This window comes from Paenibacillus sp. Dod16, assembly GCF_049893405.1.
In the GTDB taxonomy this organism is placed as follows: Bacteria; Bacillota; Bacilli; order Paenibacillales; family Paenibacillaceae; genus Paenibacillus_AQ.
In genome coordinates, this window is sequence record NZ_JBNDYG010000059.1 from 1 (window position 1) to 14079 (window position 14079).

General features: G+C 38.2%; 14 protein-coding genes. 5 read left to right on the top strand and 9 right to left on the bottom strand.

Annotation, left to right across the window (positions count from 1 at the left end; all coding sequences use genetic code 11):
* Together ACPV3A_RS32080 and ACPV3A_RS32085 are read right to left on the bottom strand one after the other, a co-directional pair.
* Positions 1 to 283 (bottom strand): hypothetical protein (locus tag ACPV3A_RS32080; protein ID WP_426203777.1); only part of this gene is annotated, 283 nt, incomplete at its 3' end.
* A 23-nt stretch (positions 284 to 306) separates the two neighbouring features.
* A complete protein-coding gene (locus tag ACPV3A_RS32085) occupies positions 307 to 720 on the bottom strand; it encodes a peptidoglycan-binding domain-containing protein (protein WP_063477445.1) in 414 nt (137 codons plus the stop codon).
* On the opposite strand from ACPV3A_RS32085, the gene ACPV3A_RS32090 reads away from it, so the two are divergent.
* The 4 genes from ACPV3A_RS32090 to ACPV3A_RS32105 all read left to right on the top strand — a co-directional run bounded on the left by ACPV3A_RS32090 (position 719) and on the right by ACPV3A_RS32105 (position 4936).
* Positions 719 to 1216: a hypothetical protein gene (locus ACPV3A_RS32090; protein ID WP_063477444.1), complete on the top strand. Its 498-nt coding sequence runs from the start codon at positions 719 to 721 to the stop codon at positions 1214 to 1216. The genes ACPV3A_RS32085 and ACPV3A_RS32090 overlap by 2 nt on opposite strands.
* A 46-nt stretch (positions 1217 to 1262) precedes the next feature.
* Positions 1263 to 2741 carry a class I adenylate-forming enzyme family protein gene (locus ACPV3A_RS32095; RefSeq protein ID WP_063477443.1) on the top strand — a complete coding sequence of 493 codons (1479 nt, stop codon included), beginning with the start codon at positions 1263 to 1265 and terminating at the stop codon, positions 2739 to 2741.
* 15 nt (positions 2742 to 2756) lie between these two features.
* A complete protein-coding gene (locus ACPV3A_RS32100) occupies positions 2757 to 3782 on the top strand; it encodes a hypothetical protein (protein ID WP_063477442.1) in 1026 nt (341 codons plus the stop codon).
* Positions 3783 to 3940: 158 nt separating this feature from the next.
* On the top strand, positions 3941 to 4936 hold the full coding sequence (locus ACPV3A_RS32105; protein WP_063477441.1) for a hypothetical protein: 996 nt from the start codon (positions 3941 to 3943) through the stop codon (positions 4934 to 4936).
* Between the two features lie 60 nt (positions 4937 to 4996).
* Here ACPV3A_RS32105 and ACPV3A_RS32110 read toward each other — a convergent pair whose 3' ends face one another.
* From ACPV3A_RS32110 to ACPV3A_RS32120, 3 genes are all read right to left on the bottom strand, one after another.
* On the bottom strand, positions 4997 to 5347 hold the full coding sequence (locus tag ACPV3A_RS32110) for a DUF3221 domain-containing protein (RefSeq protein WP_063477440.1): 351 nt from the start codon (positions 5345 to 5347) through the stop codon (positions 4997 to 4999).
* A gap of 179 nt (positions 5348 to 5526) precedes the next feature.
* Positions 5527 to 5946: a hypothetical protein gene (locus ACPV3A_RS32115; RefSeq protein ID WP_063477439.1), complete on the bottom strand. Its 420-nt coding sequence runs from the start codon at positions 5944 to 5946 to the stop codon at positions 5527 to 5529.
* Between the two features lie 511 nt (positions 5947 to 6457).
* Complete coding sequence (locus ACPV3A_RS32120) at positions 6458 to 7141, bottom strand: SOS response-associated peptidase (protein WP_063477437.1); 684 nt, start codon at positions 7139 to 7141, stop codon at positions 6458 to 6460.
* Between the two features lie 156 nt (positions 7142 to 7297).
* On the opposite strand from ACPV3A_RS32120, the gene ACPV3A_RS32125 reads away from it, so the two are divergent.
* Positions 7298 to 7489 carry a hypothetical protein gene (locus ACPV3A_RS32125; protein ID WP_143767936.1) on the top strand — a complete coding sequence of 64 codons (192 nt, stop codon included), beginning with the start codon at positions 7298 to 7300 and terminating at the stop codon, positions 7487 to 7489.
* Between the two features lie 399 nt (positions 7490 to 7888).
* On the opposite strand, the gene ACPV3A_RS32130 is transcribed toward ACPV3A_RS32125, so the two are convergent.
* Genes ACPV3A_RS32130 through ACPV3A_RS32145 form a run of 4 tightly spaced genes read right to left on the bottom strand, consistent with a single transcriptional unit; the run spans position 7889 to position 14052 of the window.
* Positions 7889 to 9295 (bottom strand): hypothetical protein, encoded by a 1407-nt coding sequence (locus tag ACPV3A_RS32130; RefSeq protein WP_143767935.1) that lies wholly within the window; start codon positions 9293 to 9295, stop codon positions 7889 to 7891.
* Positions 9296 to 9319: 24 nt separating this feature from the next.
* A complete protein-coding gene (locus ACPV3A_RS32135) occupies positions 9320 to 12172 on the bottom strand; it encodes an AAA family ATPase (RefSeq protein WP_063477435.1) in 2853 nt (950 codons plus the stop codon).
* Positions 12153 to 12815 (bottom strand): hypothetical protein, encoded by a 663-nt coding sequence (locus ACPV3A_RS32140; protein WP_063477434.1) that lies wholly within the window; start codon positions 12813 to 12815, stop codon positions 12153 to 12155. Before ACPV3A_RS32140 ends, ACPV3A_RS32135 begins: the two co-directional genes overlap by 20 nt.
* Positions 12808 to 14052 (bottom strand): hypothetical protein, encoded by a 1245-nt coding sequence (locus tag ACPV3A_RS32145; RefSeq protein ID WP_063477433.1) that lies wholly within the window; start codon positions 14050 to 14052, stop codon positions 12808 to 12810. Before ACPV3A_RS32145 ends, ACPV3A_RS32140 begins: the two co-directional genes overlap by 8 nt.
* Positions 14053 to 14079 lie beyond the last annotated feature (27 nt).

Sequence of the window (14079 nt, forward strand, 5' to 3'; positions counted from 1 at the left end):
CAGGAGCTGTGTCCTTGATTGATTCAGGAATACGCACTTCAACACCCTCTGGAAGCTGAGACAGATCAACTCTCTTGTCTTGAACTCCCGGATCAGGCGGGACTACTGTTTCTTGAGTGTTTGAGGCGGTAATTCCTTCACTTTGTTGTACTGTATTTTCTTCTGTAACCACTTCTGGAATCGTAGTATCCCCTTCGGCAGCATAGGACTGATACGCATATCCAGCACCTGTTAGAAGTAAAGCCCCTGTCGCACATGTAACAAGTATTTTTTTTATCTTCATTGTATAATGTACCTCCTTGTTAATTAATTGACATATCCGAATTTAACTCTCGCGTTATTAGACTTATACAGTACTTCGTATGATACTCTAGTTCCGTTTGCATCGTAGAAGGTCCAATAAGTCGAGCTTTGGGGGCTATCTAGGTACCAATGTTTATCGGTTGAATAGAATGAGTAGTAATCGAACCTATTCCATGTAGATGAACCAGCTACACCGTCAGCGGTAACACCCGCATATCTTTGAAAGTTCATAACCCCTGTTTTTGTTCCGGATCCAAAACTACCATCAATCGCTGTATATGGTTGTTGTCCGAACGCCCACAAGTTAGCCTGTAAACCTGAAACATAACCACCAGTTGAACCTTCTCTCAAAGTCGGCCACCAACTGAAGCCTGCTTGAGCAGCACTTGCTATACCACTAAACAAAAGTGAACCCATGAGCGAAACTGTTACTAGAGAAACCAACTTCTTCTTCTTCAACGAATACGGATTGGAGTATGGAGATATTATCGTAACTGGAAAGATGCAATTAGCTATGCCTCTTGTACGTTATAGAATTGGTGATGTAGGTCGCTTTTTAAAGGAAGAATGTTCTTGTGGCTCAAACGAACCTATCCTTGAAATTTTAGGTAGAACGGGTGAATCTGTAATCACACCTAAAGGCCCTGTAAATAGATCAGTTCTCTCACAAATTTGGCTTCTATTAAATCCTATAGCTGATATTATACAAATACAAGTTGAACAAAAAAACTACGAACTGTTCCATATAAAATATACCGGAAAAGGTATTATTGATAAAAATGTTAAGACAGAAATAGAAAAGGCATTAAAGAGGTTTTTGAAATGCGATATATTTGTGACAACAGAAAAAGTTGACATAATAATTCCAGATTCAAGTACAGGAAAGGTTAGATCCTTTATTCCATTGTCATAGTTTTTGAATCCAGCATATTTTATTATTTTTCATTGGAGATCATATTATGTATATGAGCACTAATACTATACAAAGTGTATTTACTGAAACAGCACGAAAATACCCAGATAATATCGCAGTAATATGGAACACCGAAAGTATCACATATGATTCATTGTTGGAAGAGGCTCTAAAGCTTTCAAATAAACTTGGAAACCCAACCAATATTTCTGTATGTCTTCATAACCCTATTTTTTACTATATTTCATATTTAGCGATCCTTTTTTCCGGAAGCGTTGTTGTTCCAGTATCAATAAAAAGCACAGTACAGGAACTTAAAAATCATATTCGAGAAACGAATTCAACTATTCTTATAACAGATAGAGAGGATGTTTTATTAGACCGCGAAGAATTCAATATAAAAATTCTAAACTATAGCGAAAAAGAAACCTTTATCAATAATGACAGGGATATAAGGTATTTAAAAGATGGAACAGCAGTTTTGATACCGACTTCAGGGACGTCAGGCAAATCCTCTAAGATTGTCCAATTATCTCATTCTGGCTTGTTATGGGTCGCAAAAAGGCATAATAACAGAGTTTTTAAAAATAGTATTCATAAGACACTAATTATCCTTCCACTAACATCAAGTTTCGTGAACACAACACAACTACTGGCACAATTAATTTTAGGTGGTACTTCAGTAGTTTATTCTAAACCCTTTTTTCCACGAGATATTTACAAATTAATAAAGGAGCATGGAATTTATTCACTGGGTTGTGTGCCTACACATTTGCATTTAATGAATCGTTACCCTCCAAAAGACCCAGACTTACTATCATCTTTAAAATTTATAATTAGCGCCGGTGATTATACTCCGGCGCAAGAACTAATTGAAGCTAGAAAGAAATTACCAAATACAAAAATAATAAAAGCCTATGGACTTACAGAGGCAGGGCCTAGAGTTTCTTGTACTGACCCCGATAGTGATATATATCCTAGCACTGATGATAAAACTGTCGGTAGACCTTTTGAGGGCATCCAACTTCGAATAATCACTGAGAATAATGAACTATGTAAAACAAATCAGATCGGCGAAATTCTAATTAATAGTCCTGGCAATATGATTGGTTATTATAATAATCCAGTAGCTTCGAGAGAAGTACTAAATAATAATTGGCTAAGAACAGGGGATTTAGGATACCTGAACGAAAAAGGGGAACTATGTATTATTGGAAGAAAAAAGAATGTCATTCTGGTTGGAGGAAATACAATATACCCTGAGGAGATCGAAGAATTTTTAGTTAAGCAAAAGGATATATTAGATGCTGCGGTTTATGGTAAAAAGGATCCTATTCTTGGTGAATTAATAATAGCTTTATTAGTAACAAATAATGCTGATGACAACTCTATTACTGAACTAAAGAAGATATGCCAACAAAATTTAAGCCCTTATAAGATTCCTCATTATTTTTATAATGTGAATAAAATACCTAGGAATGAGAATGGGAAAATTATACGCCAAAAATTATCGTATATTGAGTAAAAGGAGATTAGAAGAATGAAACAAATATTAGAAATGGGTGAACCATTAATTAAAAGTTATCCATTCCGTGCTAATATTACTTCTATACTTAACAATCATCCTCACTTTTATGATTGGCTATTTAATAATCATGTACAATTATTTTGTGGAATATATCCTGCAGTAACTAATTTTGATACTTACCTGGATACATATGAACCTTTAAGCCGAATACATTATCCTCTAGTCGAAGTACAATTTATAAAGAAGGATATTTTTAATAGTATTGAAATGGATGTCTGTGATTTTATAATTAATAGCATAAACTTAGGTTATTATGTATATTTAGGTGTTGACACCTTTTATTTGCCATTATATCGTAGTTCCAACCATATAGGTCATGATATTTTTGTATATGGTTACGATTCTAAGCATGAGCATTTTTATGTTGCTGATTTTTTCAATGGGACTTATAGTCGTGAAGTTGTAGAGTATAAATCGTTTAAAAAAGCTGTGGAAAGTGAGTATTCGGATACTAATGAATTTAAAGGTGTCCAATTGCTAAAAAGAATTGATGAAGGACACCAGTCGAAGTATCAATTAAATCTTGATTATGTAGTGACTCAACTAGAAGATTATATCAATGAGTTTAATACTTCGATGAGATATGCAGCATTAGAAGTACCGCTTTTAGACCCGGAAGGTAGGACTTCAGGAAATAGAACTTGGGGGGTAGGGGTTTATCGTAGTTTAGTAGAGGTATTTGATCAGGAAGAAATATCGCCAGTAACATTACGATCTCTTCATGCCTTGTATGAGCACAAAAAACTGATGACCATGCGTGTTAAATATTTAATGAAAAGTGGATATTTGGATGATGCTATACAGTTTGAAAGTACATTTTCTCATATTGAAAACGATGTATTGAAGTTAAGAAATTTTTTCATGAAATGTTTGATGAGTAAAAAGTATAACAGAGAGAAGACTCAAAAATGGTTACTCGATATACAAAAACAAGATGGCGATTCTATTAAACATCTTATTGAATTATTAAAGAGATAATTTGTAAGTAGTCGCATTATTGCGACTTGTCGAGGGACAAGAACATGATCCCATATAAAGTCGCTAATTTGGTATTATCCCCTTTTAGTAGACAAGAGAAAAAAGACATCTGTTAAGATGGTGATCGTGCAAAGGTACAAGAATTCGTCACTTCTAATATGGAGGATATTTACGGTGGAGTATACACCGATGAAGATGGCTATAATGTTATTTTACTGACAGACACGTCACTTGCTAATGAAGAAAAAATCAAAAGTATCGCAAAGTTCAAAGATAAAACCAAAATTCAAAAAGTGAAATATTCCAAGGAGAAATTGTATTCCTCTAAGGAAGCATTATCTGCTTTAGCAATAGAATTAGGTCTTGAAGGGGTCGGAATTAGTGTAGAAAAGAATAAAGTGAATGTCTACATCACGGAGGAAAATTATAAAATCAATAAGGAAACAATACTTAAACATATTGATGAAGATATGGTTAATTGGGTATTTGGCGATCTTGTTGTCAAGAAAAAAGCATACAATCTTTATCCCGGTGAACAAGTTGAGAGAACTGTCACGGGCGGTGAATATCAGTGTAGCCTTGGTTTCAACGGGCGTGCCAATGGAAACGATGTCGGCGTTATAGCAGGGCATTGTGGAAATGGTACTTGGTATGATAAATCGGATGGAACTGCCGCTATCGGGAATATGTCTAATGGAAGTCTACTTGGAAACTTTGATGCTGGATATATCCGTTATACTACTAATGTAACTGTGACTCCAAGCGTCTTCCTTAATGGGAATTCTATGACAATCGGAACAACGGATTATGCAGGCTATTACCGAGAAGTAGGAGATTATGTAAGAGTCCATGCACGGTCCGGTAATGGTTCCAGCTTCGGTCCAGTTCAAGTTATTGATAACTCCTTTGACATTCCTGGAGATACACAAGATGTAGTTGTCACTACGCTATCCGGTGCAATTGGTGGAGACAGTGGAGGGCTGGTTTACTCTATCGCTAACAACGGAACAAAAAACTATGCTCGTATAGAAGGAGTTTATGCAGGATCGCTATTGGACCAAAATGGCAATGAAGTTTACGATTACTTTTCGAAGTATAGTCGTGTGTTTGATGGTCTAGGAATGTCCGGTGTTTATACTGATTCATCGTTTTAAATAAACACGCTTTTGTGGCTAACCAATCCACAAAAGCGTTTTTTAACATTGTAAATGACACTAGTTCTTGACTTTTACGGTAGCATTGGCTTGGGCGGGATAGGAGTTTTTAATTACTCCTTCAATACCTAACTCCACATTATCACCTATTGCTATAGTGTCATACACTTCTGGATTTTTGAGCGTTATCCAGATTGCATCAGGTTGGTTTTGTTTGAGAAGTTCTGATACTGACATGTTGCCAGTTTCAAGTTCAGGTTTATGCCTGACTACCAATATTTTCTGGTCTTCTTTTGCAATCACATAGCCACTTGAACGATCCCATTTCTCAGGATTGATTGATTCATTTCCAGAGCAACCAACAATAAACAAGAAAAGACAAGGTACTACAAGCAAACTCCACCTTTTCATTCATATTCCTCCTAAAACTGTTGTACCTTCCTCAATAATTGACGGTTTTTCCCTATAGAATGTTGCTATCAAATTCATACTAAATTTCGTTGCCAGGCTCCATGATACATCGGACTAAAGGATACTTTTTACGTTTCCATGCCTCTTTCTTGTAGAAAGTAGCCCCGATACTTGTACATTTATAAGCCAACCATTGCAACGGATTTGCCCGTCGAATCTCTATTGAAAATATTCATGTTTTTTGCCAGTTCATGAAGCCGTTCTTCCTTGTAATGATCCGTATAAAATAATACACTAACCCCCTTTTTCGAAGCTAGTCGTCGAATTTTTGCTGCTCTTACAGCAATCATATTCCAATCCGTGAGAGATCCAATATGAAATTCAAACGTATTAAACAACCGATTGTACCATATACCGTGTCCGTAATTTTTCTTGGAAATGGTTACTTCGACAATAGGATAAATTATAGCAGCTATTAGAAAAAAAAGAGAAATTGATGTACCGAGAATATTAGCTCGAATAGCAAAAAAACTCCCGATAATAGCCATAGTGAATGATAGTGAAAATACAAACTCGGTTATCTGCAATTTTATTTTCAATTGAGCTCTTCTCCCTCGGTGATTTGTGTAGTGTTTTACTACCTCCAATACGCACACAGGTCGCGGTCGACAGCTTCAACTTACAAGTGTTATCCTTTAGGAGATAGGGTTAACCTCGAGAAATGTGGTAATATGATCCGTCTTCATTGAATCTATAGCCCTGGGAATCTAAGTGACCGCGCACGTTTTTGTACAGTGTTTTTCCTATGCTAATGTACTGACCGGACTCTCTTTGTGCGATGTTCAATGCATCTTCTAGTAGAAGTAACTCCGCATTACTGAACTGTAGCACTTCCTTTTTATTAGCTTCTTGGCTAACATCTGAAATGTTGTCATATCGTTTTGCAATCCATCCCAAGTTTTAAACAGTCCCTTCCATGATTTTTCAGAAAGAAGTCAGTAGAATTCTCAGCCGATGAACTCGGCTCGCTTCTTCCATTATATCTCATCTTATCATCTCCTACATAGAAGACGACTACTCTACTCCCACGCCTTAGCGTGGAAGTGGGTCTTATTTTGAGTTTAACGGAATCTCATCTATTAATTCCGAACCCGTATTCTTAACGTTCCCTACTGCAGCAGAAACTGGATAGGAAAGCATGTTGGCAGCAGGGAAAGGAGATAATAATTCCTGAAGCTTTTCTTTATCTTGTACATCCGGATCCAGCCAGATGTCTGCTTTTTTATCATCCAAAATAACCGGCATTCTATCATGCACATTTGCCACCAAATCATTTGGTTTGGTAGTAATTATGGTACAACTGCGCAGTGTCTCTCCGTCCGGATCCTTCCATTCGTCGTACAAACCGGCAAAGCCATACACGCCCTTTGATTTGATCTGGAATCGATACGGCTGCTTTTTGTCCTTCCCTTCTCTTTTCCATTCATAAAACCCGTCACTCGGGATAATAATACGTTTCGTGGAAATAAGATGTCGAAAGGCCGGCTTAGATTGTATCGTTTCAGCCTTGGCATTAATCATCTTATAACCAATTTTAATATCTTTGGCCCAAAATGGAACAAGTCCCCATCTATATCCTTCCAATACCCTTCTTCCGCTACTTCCATTTACGACAGCGATCGTTTGAGAAGGCGCTATGTTGTAACGCGGTTTTAACTCATACTCGACCCTGCTCACTTTAAAATGATCGACGATTTCATTTTCGTTAATAGTTAGGGTAAATCTTCCGCACATTGATATCCCCCCATTCTTATTAATATTATCCAATATCACCGATAATTAACTTCCACAAAACACCAGGATTGTCTATACGCATGCCATCGATGAAGGGTGAGCTTACTTTACGACCTCTTAATTGCCGGGAAGTGGAAACATCGGAGGGCTCTGCATTTGAGAGGGCTCATCGTACACATGATGATGTACGTTGAGTCAGCGGTCATAACCTGGAGCATCACGCCGGGATCTGCGACGATCGAACGGGCATCGACAGCGGCGATTACCGTATCAGCTCATGGATCAGCTCACCGGACTTCAGTTCTCACGGCGTACTCGACGTTTGCGAAAACCCATCACAACAATTAAAATACTTAATTGAATTATATAAAGAAAGTTGGAGTTTATTGAAGGAATCTCCATTTATGACTGATAGAATCAAACATAAGCATGAAGAATGGTTAGAGGATCCCACAAAAGGAAGTTTATATAATGTTTTTGAATATTTTAGTGTTTGATGGGCCAGTGAAATATTTACAAAAGCTCGATAAAAGGAGTAACTGACTGTTTGTGCTCATAATGTGATATCCCCTTCAATAAAAAAATTCTAGTATCAATGACGCCAAGTTTCGACTATAACTTATCGCCTTAATAAACGGCACTTGGCCCTCACATGTCCTTAAGAGGAAACATCTTTTTCGTTGTGGCAATTAACTGATCTATAGCGGTCATTGTTTTATCATAGGCACATTAGAATCGAACACTGGTTTAGATCAGTTGTACAACATCTTGAGATAAATGGCGCTCAAAATCAGATTCTGTAAAGAAATCAAAACATAACTCTTGCTCACCTTTCCGATTTGTACTTTTCATCAAATGTAGAGCCTCTATACATGCATGGGGAATAGGATAAGTCATCAACCGATAAATTTCATTCAAATCACTTTTAGTTAAGGGGCTGGTGCCAGGAAACCTTTCGCCCCATTCTTTGGTGAATCCAAATATCTTAACGGGGATATTCAAGGCTTTCCCCATTAATTTTTCCTTTATATTAATGGCAATGGACAACCCAAAAGGGTCAAAGTCTGGCCATATGGTAATAGACACTAGATTAAATGTTGAGGCATAGGAAATAAGCTCAATTTCTTCAGAAGATATAAAGCCTTTACTGTAAAGGAGAGACCATTTACATGGGTCTAACCACTGACTATCAACTAGTGAATCGAACAAATCTTTGTTTTCAATAATGAGAAGATGGGGGGAGTCCCAGGATATTATCCGCATTTTATGAATCATACTCCGAGTTAAAGATAAACTTCCATGAAATGCAAGCCCATAGTTCGTATAGCCATTTAGTTCCCATGAAAAAGGACCGGTTATCCAAATTCGTGACTTATTGGAGTGAATACCAAAGTCGGATAGTTTTTTTCCAAGTAATTTTCGTAAGCGATGCTTATCCCCTTCTGAAAGGGCTTTTGTCGAATAAAAATACTGTTGCGAGAACATTTTCCAACTCATGGTTTTTTGCTTCTGATTGTGGTCAAAAAGAGCAAATAGCAGTCGTATCATGTGTATGGTAGATGAATCTCTCTTTATTTTTACGAATTGAATGACCTTTTTTATGAGATGTTCGTTTTCGGTCAATGGCTTAAGGTCCTGGAACGCCATCGTGAGTGAATCGAGTTCGGCTGTATTCGTGTCGAAATTCATTTCCATGAGGCGAGCAATATCAGATTCAAACATTCCAAGATTAGCAGATACGAACTTGGGATCCCAGGTCTGGATACGATTGTGGAGCTTTTTCTCGTGCATGACTAGCAAGCCCCAGTTAAATAATCTCATTACGGATTCGTCAAATAGTTGATATTCAACATGAGTTAACCAGTGTGCTTTCCAATTTTCCCATCGCTTGCGAGTCTTTGATTTGATTAGATCTAAGAGGAGGGAGCGAGTCAACTCTAGCATCTCTCCCTCTAGAACATTATCTAGATCATAAGGGGGTTCACCGGCTCCATATCTGATCCGTTCAGATATGGGAGTTTGACGAGTAAAGCCACAATGTCTGCAGGTAGAGACTTTTATTTTCCTACTTGTATAGTTTTCGTTTTCGAATTCAACTGGAGTCCACATCGTAATTGTTTTGAAAGAATGTTTGGTTGTGCCACAGGTCATCATTGGTTTCCCCTTATGTAATTAAATCTACGGACGAATTTTTCCGTAAGTAATCGGAGGCGCTACTGTTTCATTCCTCTTTTTAGGTCGGAAATTAAGTAACATATTCATCCATGGCATCATCAATTTGATGTTTTCAGAATAGGGCATCCCTATAATGATTTGAGCCTCGGAATTACTTAGAAACTGGCCGGCTAAGGCAATACGCTCTTCATCCAAATGGGCAAACGGTTCATCCAATAACATAAAGCTGAGTACGCCATCTGCTTTAATCGCAGCGAAGGTTAGAAGTAATGAAGCAATGACTTTTTGTCCACCGCTAAGTGCACTTTTATCCCGGTAACTTTTTGCCGGTTTCCCATTAAAGCCTAGACGATAATCAACCTTCCAACGCTCATCCTCCAAATAAACAGCTCTTAATGAGGCTTCGAAATTACCCCGCGCTGCCATTTCCTCGAGTGATTTCCGTACTTTTTGAAATACCTCATCAACCATAATTCGGTACTCGTTTTTAGCTTCAACACGCTTCTTTTCAAGTTTGTCCAAATCATCTTGAATTTTTTGAATCTCCTCTTGATGTTGATCCAGAAGCATGCGGTGTTTTTCATACGACTGCTCTAATTTGACTGTAGCTATTTCTTCTCCCGGTCGGACGGCTCCTCCTGATATATTATTCCGCAATATCTCGACAGCGGATTCCTTCATTTCTATACTCTTTCGGTATTGCTCCGGTTTCTCTAGTGTGGCCAATTTATCGGCAACAGCTAATGCCACTCGTTGTTCTTCGGTAAATTGACTCCGAATTTCATCGGCTTGGGCTTCGATGTTGATTTTCTGCGATTTCTTATCCCGAATGCTCACTTCAACGATAGATAATTCACCACGATAACCGTTCAATTTTTCAGTTAGTACGCCAGCTTGATTACTAAGTTGATTTTGAAGGGTGACAAGTTCTAATAGAGAATTCGTACATTCATCTCTCGATTTCGTCAGGGTATCCATCTCATGTTGAAGTTGCTGAAGGATCATGTAGGTGTGAGCGAGAGTATCTTTTTTACTAGGTAATAGAAGAATTTGCTCCTGGGTCTTAATTTCTTCTATTATTGCGTTCAGCTGTTCCAATAAGAGAACTTCTTGCTCTTCTGATTGAATTAGTAGGGATTTTTGTTCGAGTGCATGTTTCTTGTCTGCCTTAAGCTGGGCTTGAAAAGCAGACTGACCACAATAAAGACCTTTTGCACCAATAGAACGTCCGCCACGTTCAACAACATAATAGGGAGACGGTGAATTTAATAAAGCACTATTACCTTTACGAACCCAGGCCCATGCTTCTTCAAGATTATGGGCAATCATTACATTTTCAAATCGCTGTAAATAACCAGCTATTCGTTCGTCTTTAAGAAGGATTTTGTTCAGAACGGCTTGTTTTTTAAGCTGTAAATACGCAGGTTTATAGGGTGATACCCAGAAAGGATACTTAATTGCTTGTGCTTCTTTCATGACTTGGACCATGTCTTCAGGACTTACAACGATCGTAAATCGTTCCGTTCCTAACATAGCTTCTATAGCTTCTTGCCAAGACGGATCGGGGATGTCGATACAATCGGCAATTAATAAATGATCAATGGCTTTAGATTCCAGCCATTTTTTTAATTGTATAACGCCGGCAGGAAATTCACTTTTCTTTGATGTTTCCATGCGAGCAATTTTATGTTCAAGCTGATGTAGCTGATTCTTCAAATTTGTTGTTATGGTTAATTGGTCTTTATAGCTTTGATTCAATTGATGTTTTCCCTCAGATAGTTGAGCTATGTCTTGAACAGGAAGGGGATGATACGTCTCGATGAACGTGCTTAGTTCTGCAGCATTACGTTCATGATTGGATATTTCAACCGCTGTCGATGTTCGTTTTTCCGAAAGCTCTCTCATGGATCCATTTAATTCTATGATGTTTATCTTGGTTTTGGATAATTGCTGCGTATGATCGGCAAGCAATTGAGCATTTGTCTCTATTTTTGAAATTAATTCATGTTCTTTTTGTAAAAGATCTACTATTTCTTGGTTGAACTCCTCATATACATTCATTAAGTGTGCATATTCTGAAAGCGGAAGTTCCAATTGAAGAGCTTTTATCTCATGCTCGAGTTCGAGTATCCGCTTGCAGAGGCTGATGTTGTTTTCAATTTCCCTCAATGTAAGTTCTTGCTGTTGTTTCTGTAGATTAATATGAAAATACTGTTCTTTTAACGTTTTAATATCCGCTTTAATCTGGTTAAAGCGGTCCAATCTCTCTTGTTCTCCACAAATCTGCAAAATATAGTCAGCCAATTTTTCTTCATTGAGATCCATAATATCTTCCGTTTTACCTTGGTCTAAACTACAAGCATTGATGAGGGATCTGGTTAGACCGATCTCTTGCATTTGCCGAGCATATTGCTCCATATTCAACCAGCGGATGTAGGCCTTTAAATCAAGATCTAAATCAAAATAGCCATCAAAAACGCAGTATTCACGTTTGCATGGATCGCGTTTGATTCTACAAACAATAGAAACGGTGTCTTGCCTTTTACCAATAGCTTCAAATGGACGTTTTCCGTAAGTGGGATGAATGGTATTCACGAAACGTCCGACAATATAGATTTCATCGACATCATCCCGTTCAAAGAATGTTTGAAGAGATTGGTTATTATCGAATTTTCTTGACCCAATGAGTACTCGGATCATATTCAGGATGGTCGTTTTGCCGGCACCATTATTACCAATTAACCCAATGATTTGTGCGTCTAATGGGATTTCTTGACGCGGGAAGTAGGAAAAGCCTTCCATTTCCAGATTCAGAAAACGAATCGGCAAATACTTTTTATCCATAATTCTCTTCATATGTATCCCCACCTTCTTTCGTTATTTCCGTAAACGCAAGTGACGTTTCTTCTTTCAATGCATCAGTTTCATTGATAAGAAGATCAATGACATGCTTTCGGACCTGTTCATAAAGTTTTGAATTATCCACAGCTGTGGATAAGCGGGGGCCCGCGATCATAGAGGTTGTACCGCGAACCCCTAGTATAAAACCTTGTTGCTTCAGCACGGTTAAATTTTTCCTCAAGTTCTGCATGGAGCCAAGCTGTGATTTAAAATTTTCAAATAGTTGTTCTTCGGTTACATGGGGATCCTCATCCATTTGTTTTTTTAGCGAATGATCATATTTGGGCAAAATGAGATTGCACCAAAGAATCACAAGTAATGCCTTTCCAACAACCGACTGCCCCTCATTAGGTGGAAATGGACCCTCGGTAAAAGGCTCGAGGTGACGAATATCCTGAGATAAACGTGCATCAAAATGCTGGGAAATCGGATCATCGACAAACTCGTATCCAACCTCTCGAAGTCGATTCGTTACATCTGTACGAAAAGTATCATCAAACTCGAGTCGAGGAATTAGATGCTTAGGACATGCTTTGATGGTTAGCATCGCACAAACTTCTTCCGGGCTATAATCCATCCATTGGTTTAAGTTAAACATGTGTACCCATCCTTTCAATGAGAGCATCTGAAAGCTGATGAAAAAGGTGTTCTTGAAGGGTCAGACTATGCATTTTCGTATCTAACGTGTACCCTATAAATGGGGAATCTCTCCAAAGAAACTTCTGATTTTCCATTGCGCAGAGTGCAGCCAGATACATGAAACCTTCAACCTTTTCCGATAAAGGCTGAAGAAATTGTTCCAAAGTCAGGGACTCCTTGACTTTAAATTCCTCAATTAATGCGGTGGTCAATTTTTCGGAATAAGGAGATTCGATAAACATGTTCTCCAGCATTTCTTCCCCTCCACTTACTTTTCGGCTTATTCTTCTTCCACGGCTATGTTTTCTTTGCTGTAGAAATAATTGCAAGGATTCAATTAAATTGTTTTCGTCGAACCAAGAAGAGCCAGAGGGTGTAAAAACCCCTTTATCAATCCACGCGGTCATTTGATAGAAAGAAGAGCCTGACAATAAACGGTCAATATCACTTTTGGTGAATGGTGCAGAGCCCAGTACTTGATGATCAAGATAGTATTGTTTACGCTCATCATATAAACTCATGACTCGTTGATGGAAGGTGAGGAGTATTTCGATGCCGTGCTTATCTGCTTCTGTAAGTTCTAATCCCTTTGAAATCTTGTAATTCGTGATGTCCGACATGCGTTTAATTAATTCATCAATATTTCCGACAAATTCACTGATTTTGTGGATAAGTTTTCGTATTCGCTCATCATTTCTGGATACTAACGCATTGGCGAGTTCCGAAATGTGACGTCTTACCGAGTACAAGATTTGATCCCGCAACAGCTCCATGGACGATAAACTTAAGCCCATCAGATCAGCAACCTTTAAAATTTCGGTTACTGCAAGCTGGAAGGACATTTCATCCATTTCATCGCCCCGATAAAGAAATGGGAGGAAACGTAGAAACAACAAACCACTTTTGGATAGTGAATATTGGAGTGTACCTTCTTGTCGAACTAACCATGTTCCCTCAATAAGGCTATTCAGAATGGTATCAAGTTCTTTTGCAGTATATTGGGGGAACATCGCCTCAATATCTGCCCGAGAAACGTGACTTTGCTGTGTTTCTCGTGATAAACGAACCATGAGGGAGACCTTATGCCCGAACCATTGTTTGGAGCTCGTTAAATGGCTCAGTAGTTGATATAAGTAATCAAAGCCTTCCGCATAGCCCAGATCTGGGAGTTCCTGTTCTACAATGTCTTCTTCCACGATTCTATCACCTCTTCTATCAGTTAT

Bases quoted from the DNA above. Each gene is read 5' to 3' on its own strand.
- ACPV3A_RS32090 (WP_063477444.1), top strand. From the start codon at position 719: ATGAGCGAAACTGTTACTAGAGAAACCAACTTCTTCTTCTTCAACGAA.
- ACPV3A_RS32085 (WP_063477445.1), bottom strand. From the start codon at position 720: ATGGGTTCACTTTTGTTTAGTGGTATAGCAAGTGCTGCTCAAGCAGGC.
- ACPV3A_RS32095 (WP_063477443.1), top strand. From the start codon at position 1,263: ATGTATATGAGCACTAATACTATACAAAGTGTATTTACTGAAACAGCA.
- ACPV3A_RS32100 (WP_063477442.1), top strand. From the start codon at position 2,757: ATGAAACAAATATTAGAAATGGGTGAACCATTAATTAAAAGTTATCCA.
- ACPV3A_RS32105 (WP_063477441.1), top strand. From the start codon at position 3,941: ATGGAGGATATTTACGGTGGAGTATACACCGATGAAGATGGCTATAAT.
- ACPV3A_RS32110 (WP_063477440.1), bottom strand. From the start codon at position 5,347: ATGAAAAGGTGGAGTTTGCTTGTAGTACCTTGTCTTTTCTTGTTTATT.
- ACPV3A_RS32120 (WP_063477437.1), bottom strand. From the start codon at position 7,141: ATGTGCGGAAGATTTACCCTAACTATTAACGAAAATGAAATCGTCGAT.
- ACPV3A_RS32130 (WP_143767935.1), bottom strand. From the start codon at position 9,295: ATGATGACCTGTGGCACAACCAAACATTCTTTCAAAACAATTACGATG.
- ACPV3A_RS32135 (WP_063477435.1), bottom strand. From the start codon at position 12,172: ATGAAGAGAATTATGGATAAAAAGTATTTGCCGATTCGTTTTCTGAAT.
- ACPV3A_RS32140 (WP_063477434.1), bottom strand. From the start codon at position 12,815: ATGTTTAACTTAAACCAATGGATGGATTATAGCCCGGAAGAAGTTTGT.